Consider the following 18,786-nt stretch of genomic DNA (forward strand, 5'->3'; position numbering starts at 1 on the left):
GCTTCGTGACGCCATCGCTACGACCGTGTAACACCGACCGGCACCCGGGCATTCCCGACGCTGCGCCGAGGCACTCGGGCCACTCTGGGCCGTTTGGGGCCGCCTGAGGCCGTTCGTCCAAAAGATGACGGCGGGGCCTCCCCCAGAGGTGGCCCCGCCGTCTGCACCTTGTTCACCCTTGCCCTCGACGTGGACGTCAGGCTCCACGCGAGGACACCCGGACAAACGCCTCGGGGCGCCGGGAAAGTTCCCGACGCCCCGAGGCGTTTTTTCGGCGCTTCTTTTGCGCCGCGATCCGATGCGGCTCAGGCGAGCGGACGCACCGATCCGCGCACGTGTTCCGTGCGCTTCTTCGCGTTGCGCAGGGCAAGGTCGAAACCGCCGTCGCGCGCACCCTCGGCCACGAACGACACCGTGCTAGGGATGAGCAGCGGCTTGCGGAAGCTCATCGTCGCCTCGTAGGCGTCCGGCAAGCGGTTCTCGATCGCCGCGAGCATGCGCGCCTTGCTCCACATGCCGTGCACGATCGTCGTCGGGAAACCGAGCGCCTTGGCGGCAAGCGGATTCATGTGAATCGGGTTCACGTCGCCCGAGACCTTGGCGTAGCGACGCCCGAGGTCTCCCCCGAGGCGCCACGTGGCTCCGAAGCCCTCGACGGCGTCCGGCTCGTCCACCTTCGGCGGCACCTCGCCCTCGACCTTGCGGCCGCGGAAGAGGTACGTCGAACGCCCTTCCCACACGAGCTCGCCGCCGACGTAGACCTCACCGATGAGGTCGGCCTGCGCGCCGCGGAAGTGCGGACGCAGGTTCTCGGCACGAGCGCGCAGTTCGAGCGTCTCACCGAGCAGCACCGGACGGTGCTGCGTAATGCTGTTCTCGAGGTGCACGCTGCCCATGAGCGGGAACGGGAAGGCCTCGTCGGACATGAGCGCGACCTGCAGCGGGAAGACGAGCACGTGCAGGTACGTGCTCGGCAGGCGGTTGCTCAAAGCGAACCCGCAGACGGCGTCGTAGTCGGCGACGTCGGTGACGCTCGGCGTCACGTCCCGGCGCACGACCTCGAGGTCCGGCAGGGTCTTGCCTTTCCGGCGCCCGCCCGTGGCCACGGCCTTCGCGAACATCGGTCCGAGCTTGGGCTCGCCCTTCAGTTCGATCGTCCGAGCAGATGCCACGTCAGGCTCCGATCTGGCTCTGACCGCACACGCGCAGAACCTGGCCGGTCACACCCGCGGAACCCGGCTCGGCGAAGAAGGCGATGGCCTCGCCCACGTCGACCGGCTGGCCGCCCTGGAGCATCGAGTTGAGTCGACGACCCACCTCGCGCGTGGCGACGGGGATCTTGGACGTCATGTCGGTCTCGATGAAGCCCGGCGCGACGGCGTTGACCGTGATGTTGCGGTCGGCGAGGTGCTCCGACAGCTCACGGACGAGACCGATGACACCGGCCTTCGACGCGGCGTAGTTGGCCTGGCCACGGTTACCGCCGATGCCCGAGGTGGAGGCGACGGAGACGATGCGGCCGCCGTCCTTGAGCCCGCCCTTGGTGGCCGGGTCGAGGAGCACCTCGTTGATGCGCAGCTGCGAGGCGAGGTTGACGTCGATGACGGAACCCCAGCGGTCGGCGTCGGTGTTGACGAACAGCTTGTCGCGCGTGATGCCGGCGTTGTGGACGATGACGTCCAGCTTGTCGGCCTTGCGCGCCACGGCCTCGGCGATCTTGTGACCGGCGTCCGGCGTCGTGATGTCGAGGCCGAGCGACGTACCGCCGATCTCGTTGGCGACCTTGCTCAGGGCGTCACCGGCGGCGGGGATGTCGACGGCGATGACGTGCGCACCGGCGCGGGCGAAGACGCGCGCGATCTGCGCACCGATACCGCGAGCGGCGCCGGTGACGACGGCGACCTGACCGTCGAACGGACGGTGCCAGTCGAGCACCTCCTGGACGCCGTGCTTGCGAATGCGCACCGGCTGGCCGGAGACGTACGCCGAGCGGCTCGAGAGGAAGAAGCGCAGCGGCGCGGCGAGCACCGAGCTGTCGCCCTGAGCGTTCGGGTCGACCCAGAACAGGTTGGCCGAAGCGCCGGCACGCAGCTCCTTGCCGATCGAGCGCGTGATGCCCTCGAACGCCTGAGCGGTGGCGGCGGCCTCGACGTCGTCGATCTCGCTCGGCGTCGTCGCGAGGACGATGACGCGAGCCGAACGACCGAGCGCCTTGACGGCGGGCACGGCAATGGCGCGGAACGCCTCGAGGTCGGCCAGCGTCTTGGCGTCTGTCACGTCGATAACGAGGGCGCCCAGCTTGTCGCCGTAGGACGCGTCGGACGTGGCCTCGACGACCGTGGCGTCGGACGAGCGGATGATCGCGGCGGCGTTGGCGGCAGCGACACCGGCGCCGACGACACCGACGGCGGCGGGGCCGTCGAGGAGGGCCTGGCCCACCTCGTAGCGGCGCAGCACCGGCGGCTGGGGAAGCCCCAGCTGCTTGGCGAGCTTCTTGCCGAAACCGTTGTTGACGAAGTTCGAGTAACCGTCAGCCATCACACTGCCTCCAGAATCGCGACGACGCCCTGGCCACCGGCGGCACACACGGAGATGAGGCCGCGGCCGGAGCCCTTTTCGTGCAGCTGCTTCGCGAGCTGGGCGATGATGCGCCCACCCGTGGCAGCGAAGGGGTGACCCGCCGCGAGCGACGAGCCGTTGACGTTGAGCTTGCTGCGGTCGATCGAGCCCAGGGGCGCGTCGAGACCGAGCTTCTCCTTGCAGAACTCCGGGTCCTCCCACGCCTTGAGCGTCGCGAGGACGGTCGAGGCGAAGGCCTCGTGGATCTCGTAGAAGTCGAAGTCCTGCAGGGACAGACCGTTGCGCTCCAGCAGACGCGGCACGGCGTAGGCGGGAGCCATGAGCAGGCCCTCGTCACCGTTGACGTAGTCCACCGCGGCGCCCTCACCGTCGACGAAGCGGGCGAGCAGCGGCAGGTTGCGCTCCTTGGCCCACTCCTCGCTGCCGAACAGGACGGCCGAGGCGCCGTCGGTGAGCGGCGTCGAGTTGCCGGCGGTCATCGTGCGGTTCTCGCCCTTGCCGAAGACCGGCTTGAGCTTGGCGAGCTTCTCCGCCGTGCTGTCGGGGCGAAGGTTGTTGTCCTTGGAAAGGCCCAGGAAGGGCGTGATGAGGTCGTCGAAGAAACCGCGGTCGTACGCAGCGGCCATGTTCTGGTGGCTGGCGGCCGCGAGCTCGTCCTGAGCCTCGCGGGTGATGCCCCACTTCTCGGCCGTGATGGCCATGTGGTCACCCATGGTGAGGCCGGTGCGCGGCTCCTCGTTGCGCGGCTGCTCCGGGGCCAGCTGGTTCGGGCGGATCGAGGCGAGCGCCTTGAGGCGGTCACCCGTCGTCTTCGCGTAGTTGGCCTTCATCAGCGTCTTGCGCAGGCCGTCGTTGAGGGCCAGCGGGGCGTCGGACGTCGTGTCGGTGCCGCCGGTGATGGCGGAGTCGATCTGGCCGAGCTTGATCTTGTTCGACACGAGGATGGCGGCCTCGAGGCCGGTGGCGCAGGCCTGCTGAATGTCGTAGGCCGGCGTCGTCGGCGCCAGGTGGCTGCCGAGAACCGACTCGCGGGTGAGGTTGAAGTCGCGCGCGTGCTTGATGACGGCGCCCGCGACGACCTCACCGAGGCGCTCGCCGGCCAGGGAATAGCGCGAGACGAGGCCGTCGATGGCCGCCGTCAGCATGTCCTGGTTGCTCGCCTTGAGGTAGGCGCCGCCCGAGCGTGCGAAGGGGATGCGGTTGCCGCCGATGACGTAGGCGTCACGGATCGTGGTCATTTCTCGCTCCGATGGTCGTGAGAACCCTGGTCGCCGAGCCGCGTTCGCGATTCGACGTGAGTAGAAGTGCTCATTGAAACTTACCGATACGGACAGTAGCAGGTACGCGCGGTACGCGGTACCCTCTGGGACATGTCCGCCCCTTCGAGCACCTCCGACCAAGGCCAGACGCCCCGCGACGGGCGCGACGTGCGCTGGGCCGCCCACCGCGTCGCCAGGCGCCGTGAGCTCGTCGACGCCACCGTGCGGGCCATCCGCACGCACGGCGCCGGCGTCGGCATGGAGGAGATCGCCGCGCAGGCGGGCACGAGCAAGACCGTCATCTACCGCCACCTCGGCGACCGACACGGGGTCTACCTCGCGGTCTGTGAATCCGTTGACGCCCGCATCCTCGCCGAGATCGAGCAGGCCACCGCCTCGTCCGGCGGCTTCGCCACGACGGCCGAGGTCAACCTCCCCCGGATCCTCGGCGCGGTCATCGACAGCTACCTGCGCCTCGTCGAACGCGACCCCGAGGTCTACCGCTTCGTCGTGCGCCGCCCCGACGTCACGCTTCCCGACGACCTGCCGGCGAGCGACCCGGTCACCGGCCTCTCGGGGCGTATTGCGGACAACCTCACCCACCTGCTCGCGCAGCTACAGCCGGACGACGCCCACACCCAGGGGCGGAATCGGGCGCTGGCCTGGGCGCTCGTCGGCATGGTCAAGGAGTCGGCCGATCGCTGGCTCGAAAACCCCGACGGCCTCACGCGTACGGACCTCGCGCGCCACCTCGCAGCGTTCGCCCACACCGGCCTGGCCGGCCACGGCGAGCTCCCGACTTCCGACGGATCGGCCCCACACCCGCGCCGTCGATGACACGATCCTGACCAGACGATGCCCTTCATCCCAACCAGAACGACGCGTCACGCAACGGCGCGTCCCAGGAGGACGACATGAGCGCGACCACGAACGACACCACTCCCCCTCACGAAAACCCGAACGCCGCCGAACCGCTCGGCGCACAGGCCGACGTCGACGTCCTGCGCGCCGCGCTCGACGGCCCGTGGCGCGACCTTCGCGAGCGCGTGCGCCGCGAACTGCCGGCCGACGCCATCACGGGCACCCCGGGCGAGCCGATCGACGTCCAGCGCGAGCGCGTCACCCGTCAGGTACTCGCCCTCGCGGACATGGGCTACGGCTCCATCGGCTTCCCGACCGAGCACGGCGGCACCCTCGACTACGGCGCCTCCTGCGTCGCGTTCGAGATGCAAGCCTTCGGCGACCTGTCGCTCCTCATCAAACTCGGCGTCCAGTTCGGCCTGTTCGGCGGCGCGCTCGCCCGCCTCGGCACCGAGCGTCACCTCTCGGCGTACCTGCCCGACATCATGTCGGGGCGCCTCATGGGCTGCTTCGCCATGACGGAGATCGGCCACGGTTCCAACGTCGCAGAGGTCGAGACGACCGCGACGTACGACATCGAGACCGACGAGATCGTCATTCACTCCCCCACCGTCTCCGCGACGAAGACCTACATCGGCAACGCCGCGAAGGACGGCAAGGCGGCCGTGGTCTTCGCCCAGCTCGTCGTGCCGCAGGTCGGCGACGTCCCGGACGGCGAGGAGGAGAGCGGCGAGCACGGCGTGCACGCCCTGTTCGTGCGCATCCGCGACGACGAGGGCAACCCGATGCTCGGCGTCACGATCGGCGACAACGGCGCCAAGGGCGGCCTGCCGGGCGTCGACAACGGCACCATCGCGTTCGATCACGTCCGCGTGCCGCGCGAGAACCTGCTCGACAAGTTCGGCGGCATCGACGAGACCGGCGCCTACGTCTCCGAGATCGACAACGTCAACCGACGCTTCTTCACGATGCTCGGCACCCTCGTGCGCGGCCGCGTCTGCGTCGGTGGCGGCTCGGGTTCCGCTGCGCAGAAGGCGCTGGCCATCGCCATCCGCTACGGCGACCAGCGCCGTCAGTTCGCCGCTCCGGGTGAGGAGCAGGAGATCGTCGTCCTCGACTACCTCGCGCACCAGCGCAAGCTGCTGCCGCGCCTCGCGAAGTCGTACGCGCTGCGGTTCGCGCAGAACGCCATGACCTCGCGCCTGCAGGAGCTCGAGGACGCGGCCAAATCCGCCGAGGGCGGCACGCCCGGCCCCGACCACGAGGACGCCCAGCGCGAACTCGAGTCGTGGGTGGCCGGCATGAAGGCGCAGACGACCTGGCACGCGCTCGACACCATCCAGGCCTGCCGCGAGGCCTGCGGTGGCGCCGGGTACATGGCCGTCAACGGCCTGACGCAGATGCGCGCGGACGTCGACGTCTTCGCCACCTTCGAGGGCGACAACACCGTCCTCATGCAGCTCGTCGCCAAGGGTCTGCTCACCGAGTACCGCGACAGCTGGGGCGACCTCGACATCGCCGGCATGATCGCCCGCGTGGCCTCCCAGACCGTCGAGGGTCTCGTGGAGAACACGCTCAAGCGCGCCGGCCTGCAGAAGCTCATCGACGGCGCCACGCCGCGCAACGACGAGACCGCTCTCGACTCGCGCGGCTGGCAGGAGTCGATGTTCTCCGAGCGCGCGAGCCACCTGCTCGAGACGGCCGCGATGCGTCTGCGCAAGGCCGGCAAGGACAACGGCTTCGAGGTGTTCAACAACGCCCAGGACCACATCCTCGCTGCCGCGAAGGCCGACATCGACCTGCGCGTCTTCGAAGCCTTCCAGGACGGCCTCGAGGCGATGGAGGACGGCCCGGCCCGCGACCTCATGGCGAAGGTCTTCGACCTCTACGCCCTGTCGTCGATCGAGGAGGACAAGGGCTGGTTCATGGAGCACGGCCGCCTCTCGGTGGCGCGCTCCAAGGCCGTCACGACGCGCATCAACTCGCTGTGCGGCGAGCTGCGCCCGCACGCCGTCATGCTGACAGAGGCGTTCGGCATCCCCGAGGGCTGGCTCGAGAACGACCTCATCGACCTCGGCCAGGACCGCGCCGGCGTCACCCGCTGACACGAAATCCTCGCACCAGCCCAGGCGGCGGCCCAGCTCAAGGAAGCGGGGCCGCCGTCGGCGTTCGCTTCGGTCGCTGCCTCGTGACGGCCGGGCGTGCAGCGAGCGCCGTTAGGGTCGGATCATGCAGACGATCCAGCACATCGCCCTGGCCGACGAGTGGGACGAGGCGCAGCGTGAGGGCACCTACGCGACGTCGACGCTCGGCGTGAGCATCGACGCCGCGGGCTACCTGCACGCGAGCTTCCCCGAGCAGGTTCGCCCGACCCTCGAGCGCTTCTACTCCGACGTCGACGCGCCGCTCGTCCTGCTCACGCTCGACCCGGAGGCCTTGGCCGAGGCGGGCCTCGAGGTGCGCGTCGAACCGGCGGCGCCCGACGACCCCGAGAGCGAGCGCTTCCCCCACGTGTACGGCGGCGTGCTGCCCGTCAACGCTGTCAGCTCTGCCGAGTCGCTCGAGTTGCCCGGCACGCAGGCGTGAACAGCAGCAAAGACACGACGAAGGCCCCGCAGCTGATGCTGCGGGGCCTTCGTGCACTGGGGTGCCAGGTGAAGGATTCGAACCTTCGAAGCTTTCGCGACGGATTTACAGTCCGCTCCCATTGGCCGCTCGGGCAACCTGGCTCGCGTGCTCGGAAACCATAGCAAAGAGGCGGGAGGCTGGGCGAATCGGCTCGCGCGTCACACCCCCGCGACCCCACCTTCGCCGACCGCCTCCCCTAACCGGCGTGTCGGGCTCTATCGTGGCGCTGGAGAAAGCACTCACCCGCGACCCGAGGAGACACCGTGGCAGACAGCTCGTTCGACATCGTCAGCAAGATCGACAAGCAGGAAGTCGCGAACGCCGTCAACCAGGCGGCCAAGGAGATCTCGTCGCGCTACGACTTCAAGAACGTCGGCGCCTCCGTCGAGCTGTCCGGCGACTCGATCGTCATGAAGGCCAACTCCGAGGAGCGCACCCTCGCCGTCCTCGACGTGCTGCAGACGAAGCTCGTCAAGCGCGGTGTCTCGCTCAAGACGCTCGACTACGGCAGCGACGAGCCGACGCCGAAGCTCTCCGGCAAGGAGTACCGACTCGAGGCCGCCCTCAAGGAGGGCATCTCGTCGGAGAACGCCAAGAAGATCAGCAAGCTCATCCGTGACGAGGGCCCCAAGACGGTCAAGGCACGTATCGAGGGCGACGAACTGCGCGTCACGAGCAAGAGCCGTGACGACCTGCAGGCCGTGCAGCAGCTCCTTCGCGGCGCCGACCTCGACGTGGCCCTGCAGTTCACGAACTACCGCTGACCCGGCCATGACCTCCCTCCGCGAGTCCCACGCGCTACGGACGTGGGCACTCGTGCTCGTTCTCGTCGTTCTCGCCGCGGCCGGTGGCGAACGCCTCGTCGACACGCTGGCCGACGACGAGGAAACGGTCGCCTGGGCACACGGAGCACGCCTGGCCTCGTCCGCCGTGACACTCGTCGTCTCACTCGTCGCGCTCGCGCTCATGGGGCGTGGACACCATCGTCGGATGGCCACGTTGCGCCCTGCCGCGCCCACCCCGACGAAGCTGTTGGGTTCCGCCCGGGACGAGGAGGACGAGGAGGACGAGGAGGAGAAAGCGCAGATGCTCGTCGAGACCTTCCCGCTGACGACGTGCCTGCTCGTGCTCGCCCTGGCGGTGGCGGTGTTCGTCGCGACCTACCCGGAGGAGCCCGCGTTCGTGCGGGTTCTTGCCTCGACGGGAGCCCTCATCACGTTCCTGTGGCTCCTCGGGGCCGTGGCCTCCCGCGTGCGCGCCGGACGGACGCTCCGCAGCTGAGAGCCGCCGGTCAGTGCAGTGGGTTGGGCAGGAGGAGTTCGGTGTTGCGGTCGGCCGGGGTGCCCAGCCCCTCGCGCTCGGCGTTGATGTCGTTGTACGACAGTTCGCGGTAGAGGGACGCCAGCGCAGCCTGAGAGCCGTCGGAGTAGGCGGCCTGGTACGGCGCCGCCGACTCGACGAGCGTCGTGAAGAGGCTCAGCGTGCCGTCGGCGTTGTCGAAGACCTCGATGATGCGGGCGAGCTGGGGGAAGTCGACGTGGCTGGCCGTGTTGATCTCCCAGAAGCTGCGCTCGGCATCGCGGTGACGGCGCGCGGTGATGCTGTTGACGTGAGTGTGGCCGTTGACCCAGGCGATGACGTTCGGGAAGCGCTTCAGGGTGTTGACGACTTCGAGGCCACCGTGGCGGATCTCGGGCTTGCCCGGGTCGAGGAGCAGGTTGTTCATCGACTCGCTCGTGTGGTGGCTGAACAGGACGAACAACTCGTCGTCGACCTGACGCTTCTGCTCGGCGCCCCAGACATCGAAGAACCGGCTGCTGCCGGCCTCCAGACGGCGCTGCAGCCAGCGGAACTGCTCGTCACCGAGGCTGCCCTCGGTCCAGCCCGCGCGGTTCGTCGAATCCATGGCGATGCCGGTGACGCCGTCGGCGATGCGGAACGCGTAGTAGCCGCGGCCCGTGGCGACGTTCTCCTCGGTGAAGCCGTGTCCTCCGCTCGGCAGGTGCGCCTTCATGTACTCGACGGGCGTGAACGGCGCGCGACGGGCGTCCGGCGTCACGCTGCGCGTCGTCATCGACGACGTCTGCGGCAGGGTGCGCGAGGCGCCGGTGTAGGCACGACGTAGCTGCGTGTTCGAGGTTGACGCCTTGAACTGCATGAACTTCTTGTCGCTCGTGTAGAGCTTCGCGACGGCCGCCCAGTCGCTCGGCAGCACCCCGCTCATCGAGTCGTCGTGGTTACCGAAGACGCTGAACCACGGCGTCTTGAGGCCGTGGCTGCGGTGCGGCGCAACGGCGCGGGCGAAGAATCCGGGCACCGTCGGGAAGCCGGCCTCCTTGTACCGGTCGCGCACGACGTCGTCGCTCACGTTGTAGAACTGCTCGTCACCGCCGGTGGCGACGCCCTCCCACTCGGTGGCGGCACCGGTGTTCTGCCGAATCGTTCCACCGTTCATCACGGCGAGGAACCAGTCGAGTTCGACCGACTCGTGGTTGTCGGTGTTGTCGCCGGTGGAGACGACGCAGTCGAAGACGCGCCCGGAGAAGGGCCCCTTCGCCAGATCGTTGATGCGCTTGACGAGCTGCGCCCCACCGTGCGAGCCGAGCGGCTCCTGCGGGCGGAACGCGCTGCCGTTGACCGTGCTCAACCACTCGAAGCGCACCGGGCTCTGGGCGTCGATCATGTGCAGGTCGGTGAACTGAACGATGCTCGCGAGCGCCTTTCGGGTGTCGTCGCGGTTCGGCTTGGCTGCGACCAACTCGTCGCGCACGACGAGTGCCCAACCCGGCCCGGCAGTGAGGCGCGCGTAACCCGACGAGGCCTTCGGCGTCGCGACGTTCGCCAGCGTCGTGCCCTTGGTGAACACGCTTCGCGACGCCGCGTAGGCAACCTGGCGATCGGTGGCGACGCCGGCGAAGGCGAGGGCGGCGAGGGAGCCTGAGGCACCCTTGAGGACACTGCGGCGGGAGATGTCGGACACGGGGAGACCTCTTCTCGGGCTGGGCGATCGTCCCAACATCATGCCCGGCCGCCTCTACTCCTCAGTAACCCGCAACTGAACGTCGAATGAACGGCCCCTCGGGAGCGTTTCGTGAGACCCCGCGGCTTACGCCTGCGTAGGGAAGCGGGGTGGGAGGCGCCGCCATCGTCGGCGTCGTAGCATGGCTGGAGCTACCCATCAGTATCGAAAGGCTGCGACCATGCCCCGCAACATTTACGACGAAGACCACGAGGCGTTCCGCTCCTCCGCCCGCGAGTTCGTCGAGCGCACGCTCGCGCCGCGCGCCGAAGAGATGATCCGCGACCACGTCATCGCGCGCGACATCTGGGAAGAGGCCGGCAAGCAGGGCTTCTTCGGCCTGTGCATCCCCGAGGAGTACGGCGGCGCCGGCATCGAGGACTACCGCTTCAACGCGATCTTCGCCGAGGAGATCAGCAAGTTCACCGCAGCCGTCGCGTCGTGCTTCGGCATCCACTCGGATGTCACCGCGCCGTACATCGTGAGCCTCGGCACCGAGGAGCAGAAGCAGAAGTATCTGCCGGACGTCGCCGCAGGTAAGAAGATCCTCGCCATCGGCATGACGGAGCCCTCCGGCGGCTCCGACCTCGCCAACCTCAAGTCGACCGCCGTCAAGGCCGACGACGGCTCGGGCGACTGGATCCTCAACGGCTCCAAGACGTTCATCACGAACGGCCACCAGTGCGACATCGCCGTCGTCGCGGCCCGCACGAACCCGAGCAAGGGTGCCAAGGGCATCTCGCTGTTCATCGTCGAGGCCGGGACGGAAGGCTTCTCGAAGGGCAACAAGCTCGACAAGGTCGGTCAGGTCGAGTCCGACACGTCCGAGCTGTTCTTCGACAACGTGCGCCTGCCCGCCGACGCCCTGCTCGGCCCGGAGGACATGGGCTTCATCGCGATGATGAAGCACCTGCCGCAGGAGCGCATCGGCAACGCCATCGCGAACATCGCGAACGCGAAGCAGATCCTCGCCGAGACGATCCAGTACTCGAAGGACCGCAAGGCCTTCGGCCAGTCGATCGGTTCGTTCCAGCACAACACCTTCAAGATCGCCGAGATGGTGACGAAGGTCGAGGTCACCGAGGCCTACATCGACGACTGCGTCGCCGCTCACGCCGAGGGCAAGCTGTCGGCGGTCGACGCCGCCAAGGCGAAGTGGTGGGCCGCTCAGGTGCAGTGCGACGTGCTCGACGAGTGCGTGCAGCTGCACGGTGGCTACGGCTTCATGAACGAGTACCGCGTGGCGCGCGCCTGGCGCGACGCCCGCGTCCACAAGATCTGGGCCGGCTCGAACGAGATCATGAAGATGATCATCGGGCGTGACCTGGGGCTGTGACGCAGTAGAAGAAGTCTGACGGCTGGGGCCGGTTGGAGCGTGTGCTCCAACCGGCCCTTTGCCATTCCCGCACTGACGAACGCATGACCTTGGGAGTCTTGCGCTCAAGCCGCGACGCGGCATCAGCGAATCACCCCGCCTGGGGGGGTGCAGCCAACCGTCAGGCTGCGCGTCAGATGAAGGCCTCGGCCGTCGTCGTCACGGCGCCCGTCGCTCCGGGCTGTTTGGTGGAGGCGGCTTGCGCGTTGAGCACGGCGATCGACTGCTCGGGCGAGAACTCGGCGCCCCATTCCCGCATATCACCGGTGGTGTGCGCGTCGGAGACCAGCGTCACGTCGTAGCCGCGGTGGATGCCGCCGTAGAACGTGCTGCGGATGCACGCGTCGGTCTGCGCGCCCGCGAGGACGATCTCGCGAGACCCCAGCGCCTCCAGCTGCTGAGCCAGGTCGGTCTCGACGAAGGAGTCGCTCCACGTCTTGTGCACGATCGCCTCGTCGTCGGCGGGCGAGAGCTGCGGCACGATCTGCCACTCGGCACTACCCTTCGCGAGCCCTGCGTCGGAGTGCTGCACCCACACGACGGGAACGTCGGCGGCGCGAGCCGCCTCGACCAGTTTCGCCACGTTCGCGATGACGGCCTCGGAACCGACCGACTCCCCCATGACGTCGACCTGCACGTCGACCACCAGTAACACTCGTTCGCTCATGACATTCACGCTACACACGGCCACCGACAACCCAGCGATTCCGGGAAGCGGCATCGTAGGGAGTTCAATTCACGACAGCCGACTGGACCGGGAACTATTGAGCAACGCTCAATAGTTGTTGCAGCATCACCGATGTGATGTGATTCAGAGCACATCGACGTTTCTCTTCGCGGGGGTTTCTCCATGTCCAACATGCCTTACGTTTCCACGACCCTCTCCCTGGCCAGCGTTCTCGCCGAGCCGGCCCGTCGAGAGCCGGACGCCATCGCCCTCGTCCAGGGAGAGCAGCGCCTCACGTACGCCGAGACGTGGCAGCGGGCGCGCCGCACGGCAGCACAGCTCGTGGCCGACGGCGTGCAGCCCGGCGACCGCGTCGCTCTGCTCGCACCGAACGTCATCGAGTTCGTCACCTCGTACTACGGAATCCTCGCTGCGGGCGGCGTCGTCGTTCCCATTCCGACGCTTCTGCAGGGCCGCGAGGCGGCGTATCTCATCGACACCGCCGAGGCGAGCCACCTCATGTACCACCCGGCCGTCGCCGCTGCGGCCACTAAGGCTGCCGAGATGACGGGCGTGCCGACCCACGACATCACGACGTACGGCACCGACGCCGAGCCACTCACCACGTTCGTCACGCGCGAGCCGCTCGACCCGGCCGTCATCTTCTTCACGAGCGGCACGACCGGACGCCCCAAGGGGGCCATCCTCACCCACCTCAACCTCGTGATGAACGCCACCGTCAGCGCCTTCGACGGCAACGGCGTGCCGCCCGGCACGATCGCCCTCGGGTGCCTGCCGCTCTTCCACGTCTTCGGCCAGTCGGTCTCGCTCAACGCGGGCTTCCGCCACACCGCGACGCTCGTGCTCCAGCCGCGCTTCGACGCGAGGGAGGCCCTCGAGATCATGAACCGCGAGGGCGTCACGATGATCTGCGCGGTGCCGACGATGTACATCCAGCTTCTCGCCGCGGTGGCGGAGAACCCCGACATTCCGGTGCCGCAACTCGAGGACGCCGTCAGTGGCGGCGCCTCCCTGCCGGTCGCGGTGCTCGAGCGCTTCGAGGCCACCTTCTCGACCAAGATTCACGAGGGTTACGGCCTGAGCGAGACCTCGCCGTCCATCACGTCGAACCAGGAGCAGCTCGGCGTCGAGGCCGGCAGCGTCGGCCACAGCCTGTGGGGCATCGACATCGCCATCGCCGACGTCACCGTGCCCGACCACATCGAGTTCGTGCCCGCCGGGGAGCGCGGCGAGGTCATCGTCCGCGGCCACGCCGTGTTCGCGGGCTACTGGAACAACGAGGCCGCCACCCGCGAGGTGCTGCAGGACGGCTGGTTCCGCACCGGCGACATCGGCATCCAGGACGAGTCGGGGCGCCTGCGCATCGTCGACCGCACGAAGGACCTCGTCATCCGTGGCGGCTACAACGTCTACCCGCGCGAGGTCGAGGAAGCGCTCATGCGCCACGAGGGCGTCGACCAGGTCGCCGTCATCGGAGTGCCGGACGAGCAGTACGGCGAGGAGATCATGGCCGTCATCGTGCCGAGCGAAGGGGCCCGACTCGACGGCGACGAGATCATCGCCTGGAGCCGCGAGCGCCTCGGATCGCACAAGTACCCGCGCCGCGTCGAGATCGTCGGCGAGCTGCCGCTCGGGCCGAGCATGAAGGTTCTCAAGCGCGAATTGCGCACCCAGTACTCCACCGGGGAATAGAGTTGTTGAGCAACGCTCAATAAGCATCGAGAGGAAGCATCGCGCATGCCAGTACAGACCAAGCGCTTCGAGGGCAAGGTGGCCATCGTCACCGGAGCGAGCCGCGGCATCGGCCTTGCCATCGCGCAACGCCTCGTGGACGAGGGCGCCAACGTCATCATCACGGCGCGCGGCCAGGAGGCTCTCGACGCCGCCGTCGCCCAGCTCGGTGACGCCGCGCTGGCGCGCGCGGGCAAGGCTCAGGACAAGGAGCACCAGGAGGACGTCGTGCGCACCGCGCTCGACACCTGGGGCCGCCTCGACGTGCTCGTCAACAACACGGGCATCAACCCCGTCTTCGGTGGCCTCATGGACCTCGACGACTCAGCGGCCACGAAGATCTCCGAGGTCAACCTCCTCGCCACGCTGTCCTGGACGCGCACCGCGTGGAACCTGTGGATGAAGGAAAACGGCGGCTCCGTCGTCAACCTGGCCAGCATCGCCGGCCTGCGCACGGCCCCCGGCATCGCCTACTACGGCGTGACGAAGGCCGGCCTCATCCACCTCACCGAGGAGCTGGCCGTCGAGCTCGGCCCCACGGTGCGCGTCAACGCCGTGGCCCCCGCCGTCGTCAAGACCGACTTCGCCAAGGCCCTCTACGAAGGCCGTGAGGACGAGGTCGCCAAGCCGTACCCGCTCAAGCGCCTCGGCCGCCCCGAGGACATTGCCGGCCCCGTCGCCTTCCTCGCCTCCGAGGATGCGGCCTGGGTGACGGGCCAGACGCTGCCGATCGACGGTGGCATCACGCTCACCGGCGGCTTTTGAGCATCCCGAAACCCTCGAACTCCCGACGAAAGGACATCCCCATGACCCAGCGAACCGCCATCGTCACCGGTGCCGCGCGCGGCATCGGCGCGGCCGTCGCCCAGCGTCTCGCCTCCGACGGCTTGCAGGTTGCCGTCATCGACCTCGACGAGAGCGCGTGCGCCTCGACGGTCGAGGCCATCACGTCCGCTGGCGGCAAGGCCATCGCCGTCGGCGCCGACGTCTCCGACGAGGAGAGCGTCAAGAAGGCCGTCCAGCGCGTCGCCGACGAGCTCGGTGCCCCCACCGTGCTCATCAACAACGCCGGCATCCTGCGCGACAACCTGCTGTTCAAGATGAGCGTCGACGACTGGGACATGGTCATGGGCGTTCACCTGCGCGGCAGCTTCCTCATGGCCCGCGAGACCCAGTCGCACATGACGAAGGAGGGCTTCGGCCGCATCGTCAACCTGTCGTCGAGCTCGGCGCTCGGCAACCGCGGTCAGGCCAACTACTCGGCCGCCAAGGCCGGTCTGCAGGGCTTCACGAAGACCCTCGCCATCGAGCTCGGCAAGTTCGGCGTCACCGTCAACGCCATCGCTCCAGGCTTCATCGCCACGGACATGACGGCGGCCACCGCCGAGCGTGTCGGCGTGCCGTTCGACGACTTCATGAAGGGCGCGGCGGACGCCACGGCCGTCAAGAAGGTGGGCCGCCCCGAGGACATCGCCAACGCGGCGTCGTTCTTCTGCGACGAGCGCTCCGGGTACGTCTCCGGCCAGGTGCTCTACGTCGCCGGCGGACCCCTGAACTGAAGGAGGAGCTCATGCGTACGTTCAACGGACTCGAGGAACTCAAGGCCGCCGTCGGCGAGGAACTCGGCTCGAGCGAGTGGCACGAGGTCACCCAGACGATGGTCGACCAGTTCGCCGAGGCGACGGGCGACCACCAGTGGATCCACGTCGACCCGGAGAAGGCGAAGGCCGGCCCGTTCGGCACGACGATCGCTCACGGCTACCTCACGCTGAGCCTCGTGCCGATGCTGGCTGCCGAGATCTGGTCGATCGAGAACATCTCGATGGCCGTCAACTACGGCTCGAACAAGGTGCGTTTCACGCAGCCGGTTCCCGTCGGCTCGCGGGTGCGCGGCACCGCGGTGCTCGACGAGGTCAAGGAGTCGCCCAAGGGCGCTCAGGTGGCCATGACGTTCACCGTCGAGATCGAGGGCGAGGAGCGCCCGGCCTGTGTCGCACAGACGCTGTCGGTCATCGTGCCCTGACGCGCGTCGCCGCTGACGCGAGGCCCGACCCGGAGTCCCTGCTCCGCGGTCGGGCCTCGTTCGTCTTCCTCCCCGTACTGTCCGGAAAGACGCCGCCCGTCAGCGGGCGAAGACGGCGCGGGAGGCGATGACTTCGCGCATCGCGGCGTGCGCATCGACAACGGAGCGGCGCACCGACGCCGGGAGCTGCTGATCGAGCATCCGGCGCACCTCGACATCGAGCTCCTCGCTCGCGAGGGCTGCGGGGAACGCAAGCGCCGCAACGCGGGCGAGGGCGTCCTCCCCCACCCATTCACGCATGCGCGGGATGTCGCTGACGTAGCGCTCCACGTACGGCGCAAGAGTGGCCTCGTCGTCGGCCGACCAGAAACCGGAGGCGAGCGCGTTCATCTCGTAGTTGCTGTGAGCCGGCGAATCCTCGCTCGGCGCTGCCGTGAGCTCCTCCCAGGCCCACACCTTCGTCGCGGCGTCCGGGAACGACGCGCGAGCTGTGAGGTAACCCAGGCGCCCGGACATCGTGTCGTCGGCGGCGAGCGCCTCGTCGAGATCGTCGATCGTGACGGCGTCGAGCTGCGCGAGGCGGCGCGCCACCCGCCAACGGAACGGAGTGTCACCGTCGAGCCCGGCGGGCAGGTCTTCTCCCCGGAACCACGGCGTGAGGCGCCCGGCGTCACCCGTACCGGCCAACAGGCGCGCGCCCGCGAGGGTGCGCGGGTCGTGTTCACCGTCGGCCTCGGCCAGCACGCGCTCGGCAAGGTCCGCGAGCCCGGCGAGCGCAGCCGGACGCTCGGACCACGGCAGGAAACGACGGACGACTGCGCCCAGAGCGAGCGAGGTGGCGACGTCGAGCACGGGCATCTGCGTCTCGGCCGGAAGCGCGGCCTCGGCTATCGCGAGGATCTGCTCGGGCGCCACCTCGGCGCGGGCCAGGCCGTGCGCGAGCGCCGTCCAGATCATGGCGCGCGTCGTCGCGTCGTCGATTCCCGGTAGCGCCCCCGCCATGGCCTCGAGGCTCGCGTCGTCGAACGCCACACCCGCCCACGTGAGGTCACCCGCGTTCGGCACGACGAGTGCAACGCTCTCGCCTCCCGTCGCAGCGGCGATGTTCGGCAGCTTCACGCGCCCGCTCACGCCGCGCAGATCGTCGGCGGCCACCTCGGCACCCGTCCGGTCGTAGGCGGCGACGCGCACCGTGTGGACACGCTTCGCAGGACGGTCGGGATCGGGCGTGATGACGAGCCGGGGGCTCGCGGTCTCGCCCGACTTGTCGCCGTCGCGCTCGATCTGCAACGTGTCCATTCCGGCCGTCACGAGCCACGCCTGCGCCCATTCGGTGAGGTCGCGTCCCGCCGCCTGTGACAGTGCCTCGAGGAAGTCCGCGAGGGTGGCGTTCGCGAAGGCGTGACGCTCGAGGTGAGCGCGCACCCCGGCGACGAACGCGTCGTCCCCGATGTGGTGGATGAGCTGACGCAGAACGGCCGAGCCCTTGGCGTAGGAGATGCCGTCGAAGTTCTGCAACGCCGTGTCAGTGTCGTCGGCGGGCGCCCCTGCGACGGGGTGCGTGGACGGCGAGCGCTCCGCCGCGTATCCCCAGGCCTTGCGGGAGGCTGCGACGTCGACCCAGGCGTCGTCGAACTCGGTGGCGGCCTCGAGCGTCCGATTCGCCATGTACTCGGCGAAGGATTCGTTGAGCCACAGGTCGTCCCACCACTGCATCGTGACGAGATCGCCGAACCACATGTGGGCCATCTCGTGGCTGATCGTGTTGGCGCGCACGAGATGCTCGGTGCGCCCGGCCGCCCCGGTGAAGACGAGCTGGTCGCGGAACGTGACGCAGCCGGGGTTCTCCATGGCGCCCGCGTTGAACTCGGGCACGAACACCTGGTGGTACTCGCCGAACGGGTACCGGATGCCGAAGAGCGAGTGGTAGTGGTCGAACGACTGCTTCGTCACCGTGAGCATCTCGGGCGCCTGCGCTTCGAGGTGGTCTCGCAGCGACGCGCGGGCGTGGATGCCGAGGCGGATGCCGTCGTGCTCGTCGGTCACCGTGGCGAACGGACCGGCGCAGACGGTGACGAAGTAGGTGGCCAGTGGCTTCGTCGTCTCGGCCCGCCACAGGCCCGGTTCGACCTCGCGCATCGCACCGTTCGCCACGACGCTCCAGCCGCCGGGGGCGCGCACCGTGACGTCGTAGGGCGCCTTGAGGTCGGGCTGGTCGAAGCACGCGTAGACGCGCGGCGCAGCATTCATGAAGAGGTGACCGTAGACGTAGGCCTCGCCGTCCGCCGGGTCCTCGGCACGGTGCAGTCCCTGACCGTCGCGGCCGTAGCGCATCGTCGCGGTGACGACGAGTTCGTTGTGTTCGGCAAGATCCGTGAGGTGCAGACGGCGTCCGTCGAGGGCCGACGCGGGCAGCTTGCGGCCGTTGAGCGTCGCCGACTCGAGGCTCACCGGGTCGAGGTCGGCGAACGTCGAGGCACCGTTCTGCGCCGTGAACGTCAGCCGCGTCGTCGAGGCGAACTCCCGTGGGCCGCGGTCGAGATCCAGCTCGATGTCGTAGTGCTCCGGGCGAACGATCTGCGAGCGCTCGCGGGCTTCGTCACGGGTCAGCGTCATGGGCTC

The 18,786-nt window shown here is 68.7% G+C and carries 16 protein-coding genes and 1 tRNA gene; 10 read left to right on the plus strand and 7 right to left on the minus strand.

Annotated elements, in window-relative coordinates:
- Positions 1-305 precede the first annotated feature (305 nt).
- From IM689_RS00445 to IM689_RS00455, 3 genes are read right to left on the minus strand one after another with little or no spacing between them, the layout of a single operon-like run.
- Positions 306-1,172, minus strand: coding sequence for a MaoC/PaaZ C-terminal domain-containing protein (locus IM689_RS00445; protein ID WP_319803740.1), 867 nt, complete (start codon positions 1,170-1,172; stop codon positions 306-308).
- Position 1,173: 1 nt separating this feature from the next.
- Positions 1,174-2,538, minus strand: a complete 1,365-nt coding sequence (locus tag IM689_RS00450; protein ID WP_193642439.1) for a 3-oxoacyl-ACP reductase — start codon at positions 2,536-2,538, stop codon at positions 1,174-1,176.
- Positions 2,538-3,818: an acetyl-CoA C-acetyltransferase gene (locus IM689_RS00455; protein ID WP_193642440.1), complete on the minus strand. Its 1,281-nt coding sequence runs from the start codon at positions 3,816-3,818 to the stop codon at positions 2,538-2,540. Before IM689_RS00455 ends, IM689_RS00450 begins: the two co-directional genes overlap by 1 nt.
- Positions 3,819-3,950: 132 nt before the next feature.
- Between IM689_RS00455 and IM689_RS00460 the strand changes: the two genes are divergently transcribed.
- The 3 genes from IM689_RS00460 to IM689_RS00470 all read left to right on the plus strand — a co-directional run bounded on the left by IM689_RS00460 (position 3,951) and on the right by IM689_RS00470 (position 7,286).
- Entirely contained in the window at positions 3,951-4,676 is a 726-nt protein-coding gene (locus IM689_RS00460) for a TetR/AcrR family transcriptional regulator (protein ID WP_193642441.1), read from the plus strand.
- Between the two features lie 77 nt (positions 4,677-4,753).
- Positions 4,754-6,805 carry an acyl-CoA dehydrogenase family protein gene (locus tag IM689_RS00465; RefSeq protein ID WP_193642442.1) on the plus strand — a complete coding sequence of 684 codons (2,052 nt, stop codon included), beginning with the start codon at positions 4,754-4,756 and terminating at the stop codon, positions 6,803-6,805.
- 124 nt (positions 6,806-6,929) lie between these two features.
- Entirely contained in the window at positions 6,930-7,286 is a 357-nt protein-coding gene (locus IM689_RS00470; RefSeq protein WP_193642443.1) for a DUF952 domain-containing protein, read from the plus strand.
- Positions 7,287-7,348: 62 nt separating this feature from the next.
- Here the strand turns inward: IM689_RS00470 and IM689_RS00475 are convergent.
- Positions 7,349-7,429: transfer RNA gene (locus tag IM689_RS00475), tRNA-Tyr, on the minus strand.
- Positions 7,430-7,591: 162 nt separating this feature from the next.
- On the opposite strand from IM689_RS00475, the gene IM689_RS00480 reads away from it, so the two are divergent.
- A complete protein-coding gene (locus tag IM689_RS00480; protein ID WP_118912259.1) occupies positions 7,592-8,092 on the plus strand; it encodes a YajQ family cyclic di-GMP-binding protein in 501 nt (166 codons plus the stop codon).
- Positions 8,093-8,099: 7 nt separating this feature from the next.
- Entirely contained in the window at positions 8,100-8,609 is a 510-nt protein-coding gene (locus IM689_RS00485; protein ID WP_193642444.1) for a hypothetical protein, read from the plus strand.
- Positions 8,610-8,619: 10 nt separating this feature from the next.
- On the opposite strand, the gene IM689_RS00490 is transcribed toward IM689_RS00485, so the two are convergent.
- Positions 8,620-10,308 (minus strand): TIGR03767 family metallophosphoesterase, encoded by a 1,689-nt coding sequence (locus IM689_RS00490; RefSeq protein ID WP_319803741.1) that lies wholly within the window; start codon positions 10,306-10,308, stop codon positions 8,620-8,622.
- Between the two features lie 220 nt (positions 10,309-10,528).
- Between IM689_RS00490 and IM689_RS00495 the strand changes: the two genes are divergently transcribed.
- Positions 10,529-11,683 carry an acyl-CoA dehydrogenase family protein gene (locus tag IM689_RS00495; protein WP_193642446.1) on the plus strand — a complete coding sequence of 385 codons (1,155 nt, stop codon included), beginning with the start codon at positions 10,529-10,531 and terminating at the stop codon, positions 11,681-11,683.
- A gap of 172 nt (positions 11,684-11,855) precedes the next feature.
- On the opposite strand, the gene IM689_RS00500 is transcribed toward IM689_RS00495, so the two are convergent.
- Positions 11,856-12,389, minus strand: a complete 534-nt coding sequence (locus IM689_RS00500) for an isochorismatase family protein (protein WP_193642447.1) — start codon at positions 12,387-12,389, stop codon at positions 11,856-11,858.
- Between the two features lie 183 nt (positions 12,390-12,572).
- Here IM689_RS00500 and IM689_RS00505 point away from each other — a divergent pair, with 183 nt between their 5' ends.
- Genes IM689_RS00505 through IM689_RS00520 form a run of 4 tightly spaced genes read left to right on the plus strand, consistent with a single transcriptional unit; the run spans position 12,573 to position 16,164 of the window.
- Positions 12,573-14,102: a long-chain-fatty-acid--CoA ligase gene (locus IM689_RS00505; protein WP_193642448.1), complete on the plus strand. Its 1,530-nt coding sequence runs from the start codon at positions 12,573-12,575 to the stop codon at positions 14,100-14,102.
- Positions 14,103-14,147: 45 nt separating this feature from the next.
- Positions 14,148-14,906, plus strand: a complete 759-nt coding sequence (locus IM689_RS00510) for an SDR family oxidoreductase (protein ID WP_193642449.1) — start codon at positions 14,148-14,150, stop codon at positions 14,904-14,906.
- Between the two features lie 41 nt (positions 14,907-14,947).
- Positions 14,948-15,700: an SDR family oxidoreductase gene (locus IM689_RS00515; protein ID WP_227484338.1), complete on the plus strand. Its 753-nt coding sequence runs from the start codon at positions 14,948-14,950 to the stop codon at positions 15,698-15,700.
- 11 nt (positions 15,701-15,711) lie between these two features.
- Positions 15,712-16,164, plus strand: coding sequence for a MaoC family dehydratase (locus IM689_RS00520; RefSeq protein ID WP_047310426.1), 453 nt, complete (start codon positions 15,712-15,714; stop codon positions 16,162-16,164).
- A 99-nt stretch (positions 16,165-16,263) separates the two neighbouring features.
- Here IM689_RS00520 and pepN read toward each other — a convergent pair whose 3' ends face one another.
- On the minus strand, positions 16,264-18,780 hold the full coding sequence (pepN, locus tag IM689_RS00525) for an aminopeptidase N (RefSeq protein ID WP_193642450.1): 2,517 nt from the start codon (positions 18,778-18,780) through the stop codon (positions 16,264-16,266).
- Positions 18,781-18,786: the final 6 nt, after the last annotated feature.

The organism is Dermacoccus barathri (assembly GCF_015070805.1).
Taxonomy (GTDB): domain Bacteria; phylum Actinomycetota; class Actinomycetes; order Actinomycetales; family Dermatophilaceae; genus Dermacoccus; species Dermacoccus abyssi.

Excerpts from the sequence above, each read along its gene's own strand:
- IM689_RS00520 (WP_047310426.1), top strand. The coding sequence starts at position 15,712 with ATGCGTACGTTCAACGGACTCGAGGAACTCAAGGCCGCCGTCGGCGAG.
- IM689_RS00485 (WP_193642444.1), top strand. The coding sequence starts at position 8,100 with ATGACCTCCCTCCGCGAGTCCCACGCGCTACGGACGTGGGCACTCGTG.
- IM689_RS00450 (WP_193642439.1), bottom strand. The coding sequence starts at position 2,538 with ATGGCTGACGGTTACTCGAACTTCGTCAACAACGGTTTCGGCAAGAAG.
- IM689_RS00500 (WP_193642447.1), bottom strand. The coding sequence starts at position 12,389 with ATGAGCGAACGAGTGTTACTGGTGGTCGACGTGCAGGTCGACGTCATG.
- IM689_RS00495 (WP_193642446.1), top strand. The coding sequence starts at position 10,529 with ATGCCCCGCAACATTTACGACGAAGACCACGAGGCGTTCCGCTCCTCC.
- IM689_RS00505 (WP_193642448.1), top strand. The coding sequence starts at position 12,573 with ATGTCCAACATGCCTTACGTTTCCACGACCCTCTCCCTGGCCAGCGTT.
- pepN (WP_193642450.1), bottom strand. The coding sequence starts at position 18,780 with ATGACGCTGACCCGTGACGAAGCCCGCGAGCGCTCGCAGATCGTTCGC.
- IM689_RS00455 (WP_193642440.1), bottom strand. The coding sequence starts at position 3,818 with ATGACCACGATCCGTGACGCCTACGTCATCGGCGGCAACCGCATCCCC.
- IM689_RS00460 (WP_193642441.1), top strand. The coding sequence starts at position 3,951 with ATGTCCGCCCCTTCGAGCACCTCCGACCAAGGCCAGACGCCCCGCGAC.
- IM689_RS00515 (WP_227484338.1), top strand. The coding sequence starts at position 14,948 with ATGACCCAGCGAACCGCCATCGTCACCGGTGCCGCGCGCGGCATCGGC.
- IM689_RS00510 (WP_193642449.1), top strand. The coding sequence starts at position 14,148 with ATGCCAGTACAGACCAAGCGCTTCGAGGGCAAGGTGGCCATCGTCACC.
- IM689_RS00465 (WP_193642442.1), top strand. The coding sequence starts at position 4,754 with ATGAGCGCGACCACGAACGACACCACTCCCCCTCACGAAAACCCGAAC.
- IM689_RS00470 (WP_193642443.1), top strand. The coding sequence starts at position 6,930 with ATGCAGACGATCCAGCACATCGCCCTGGCCGACGAGTGGGACGAGGCG.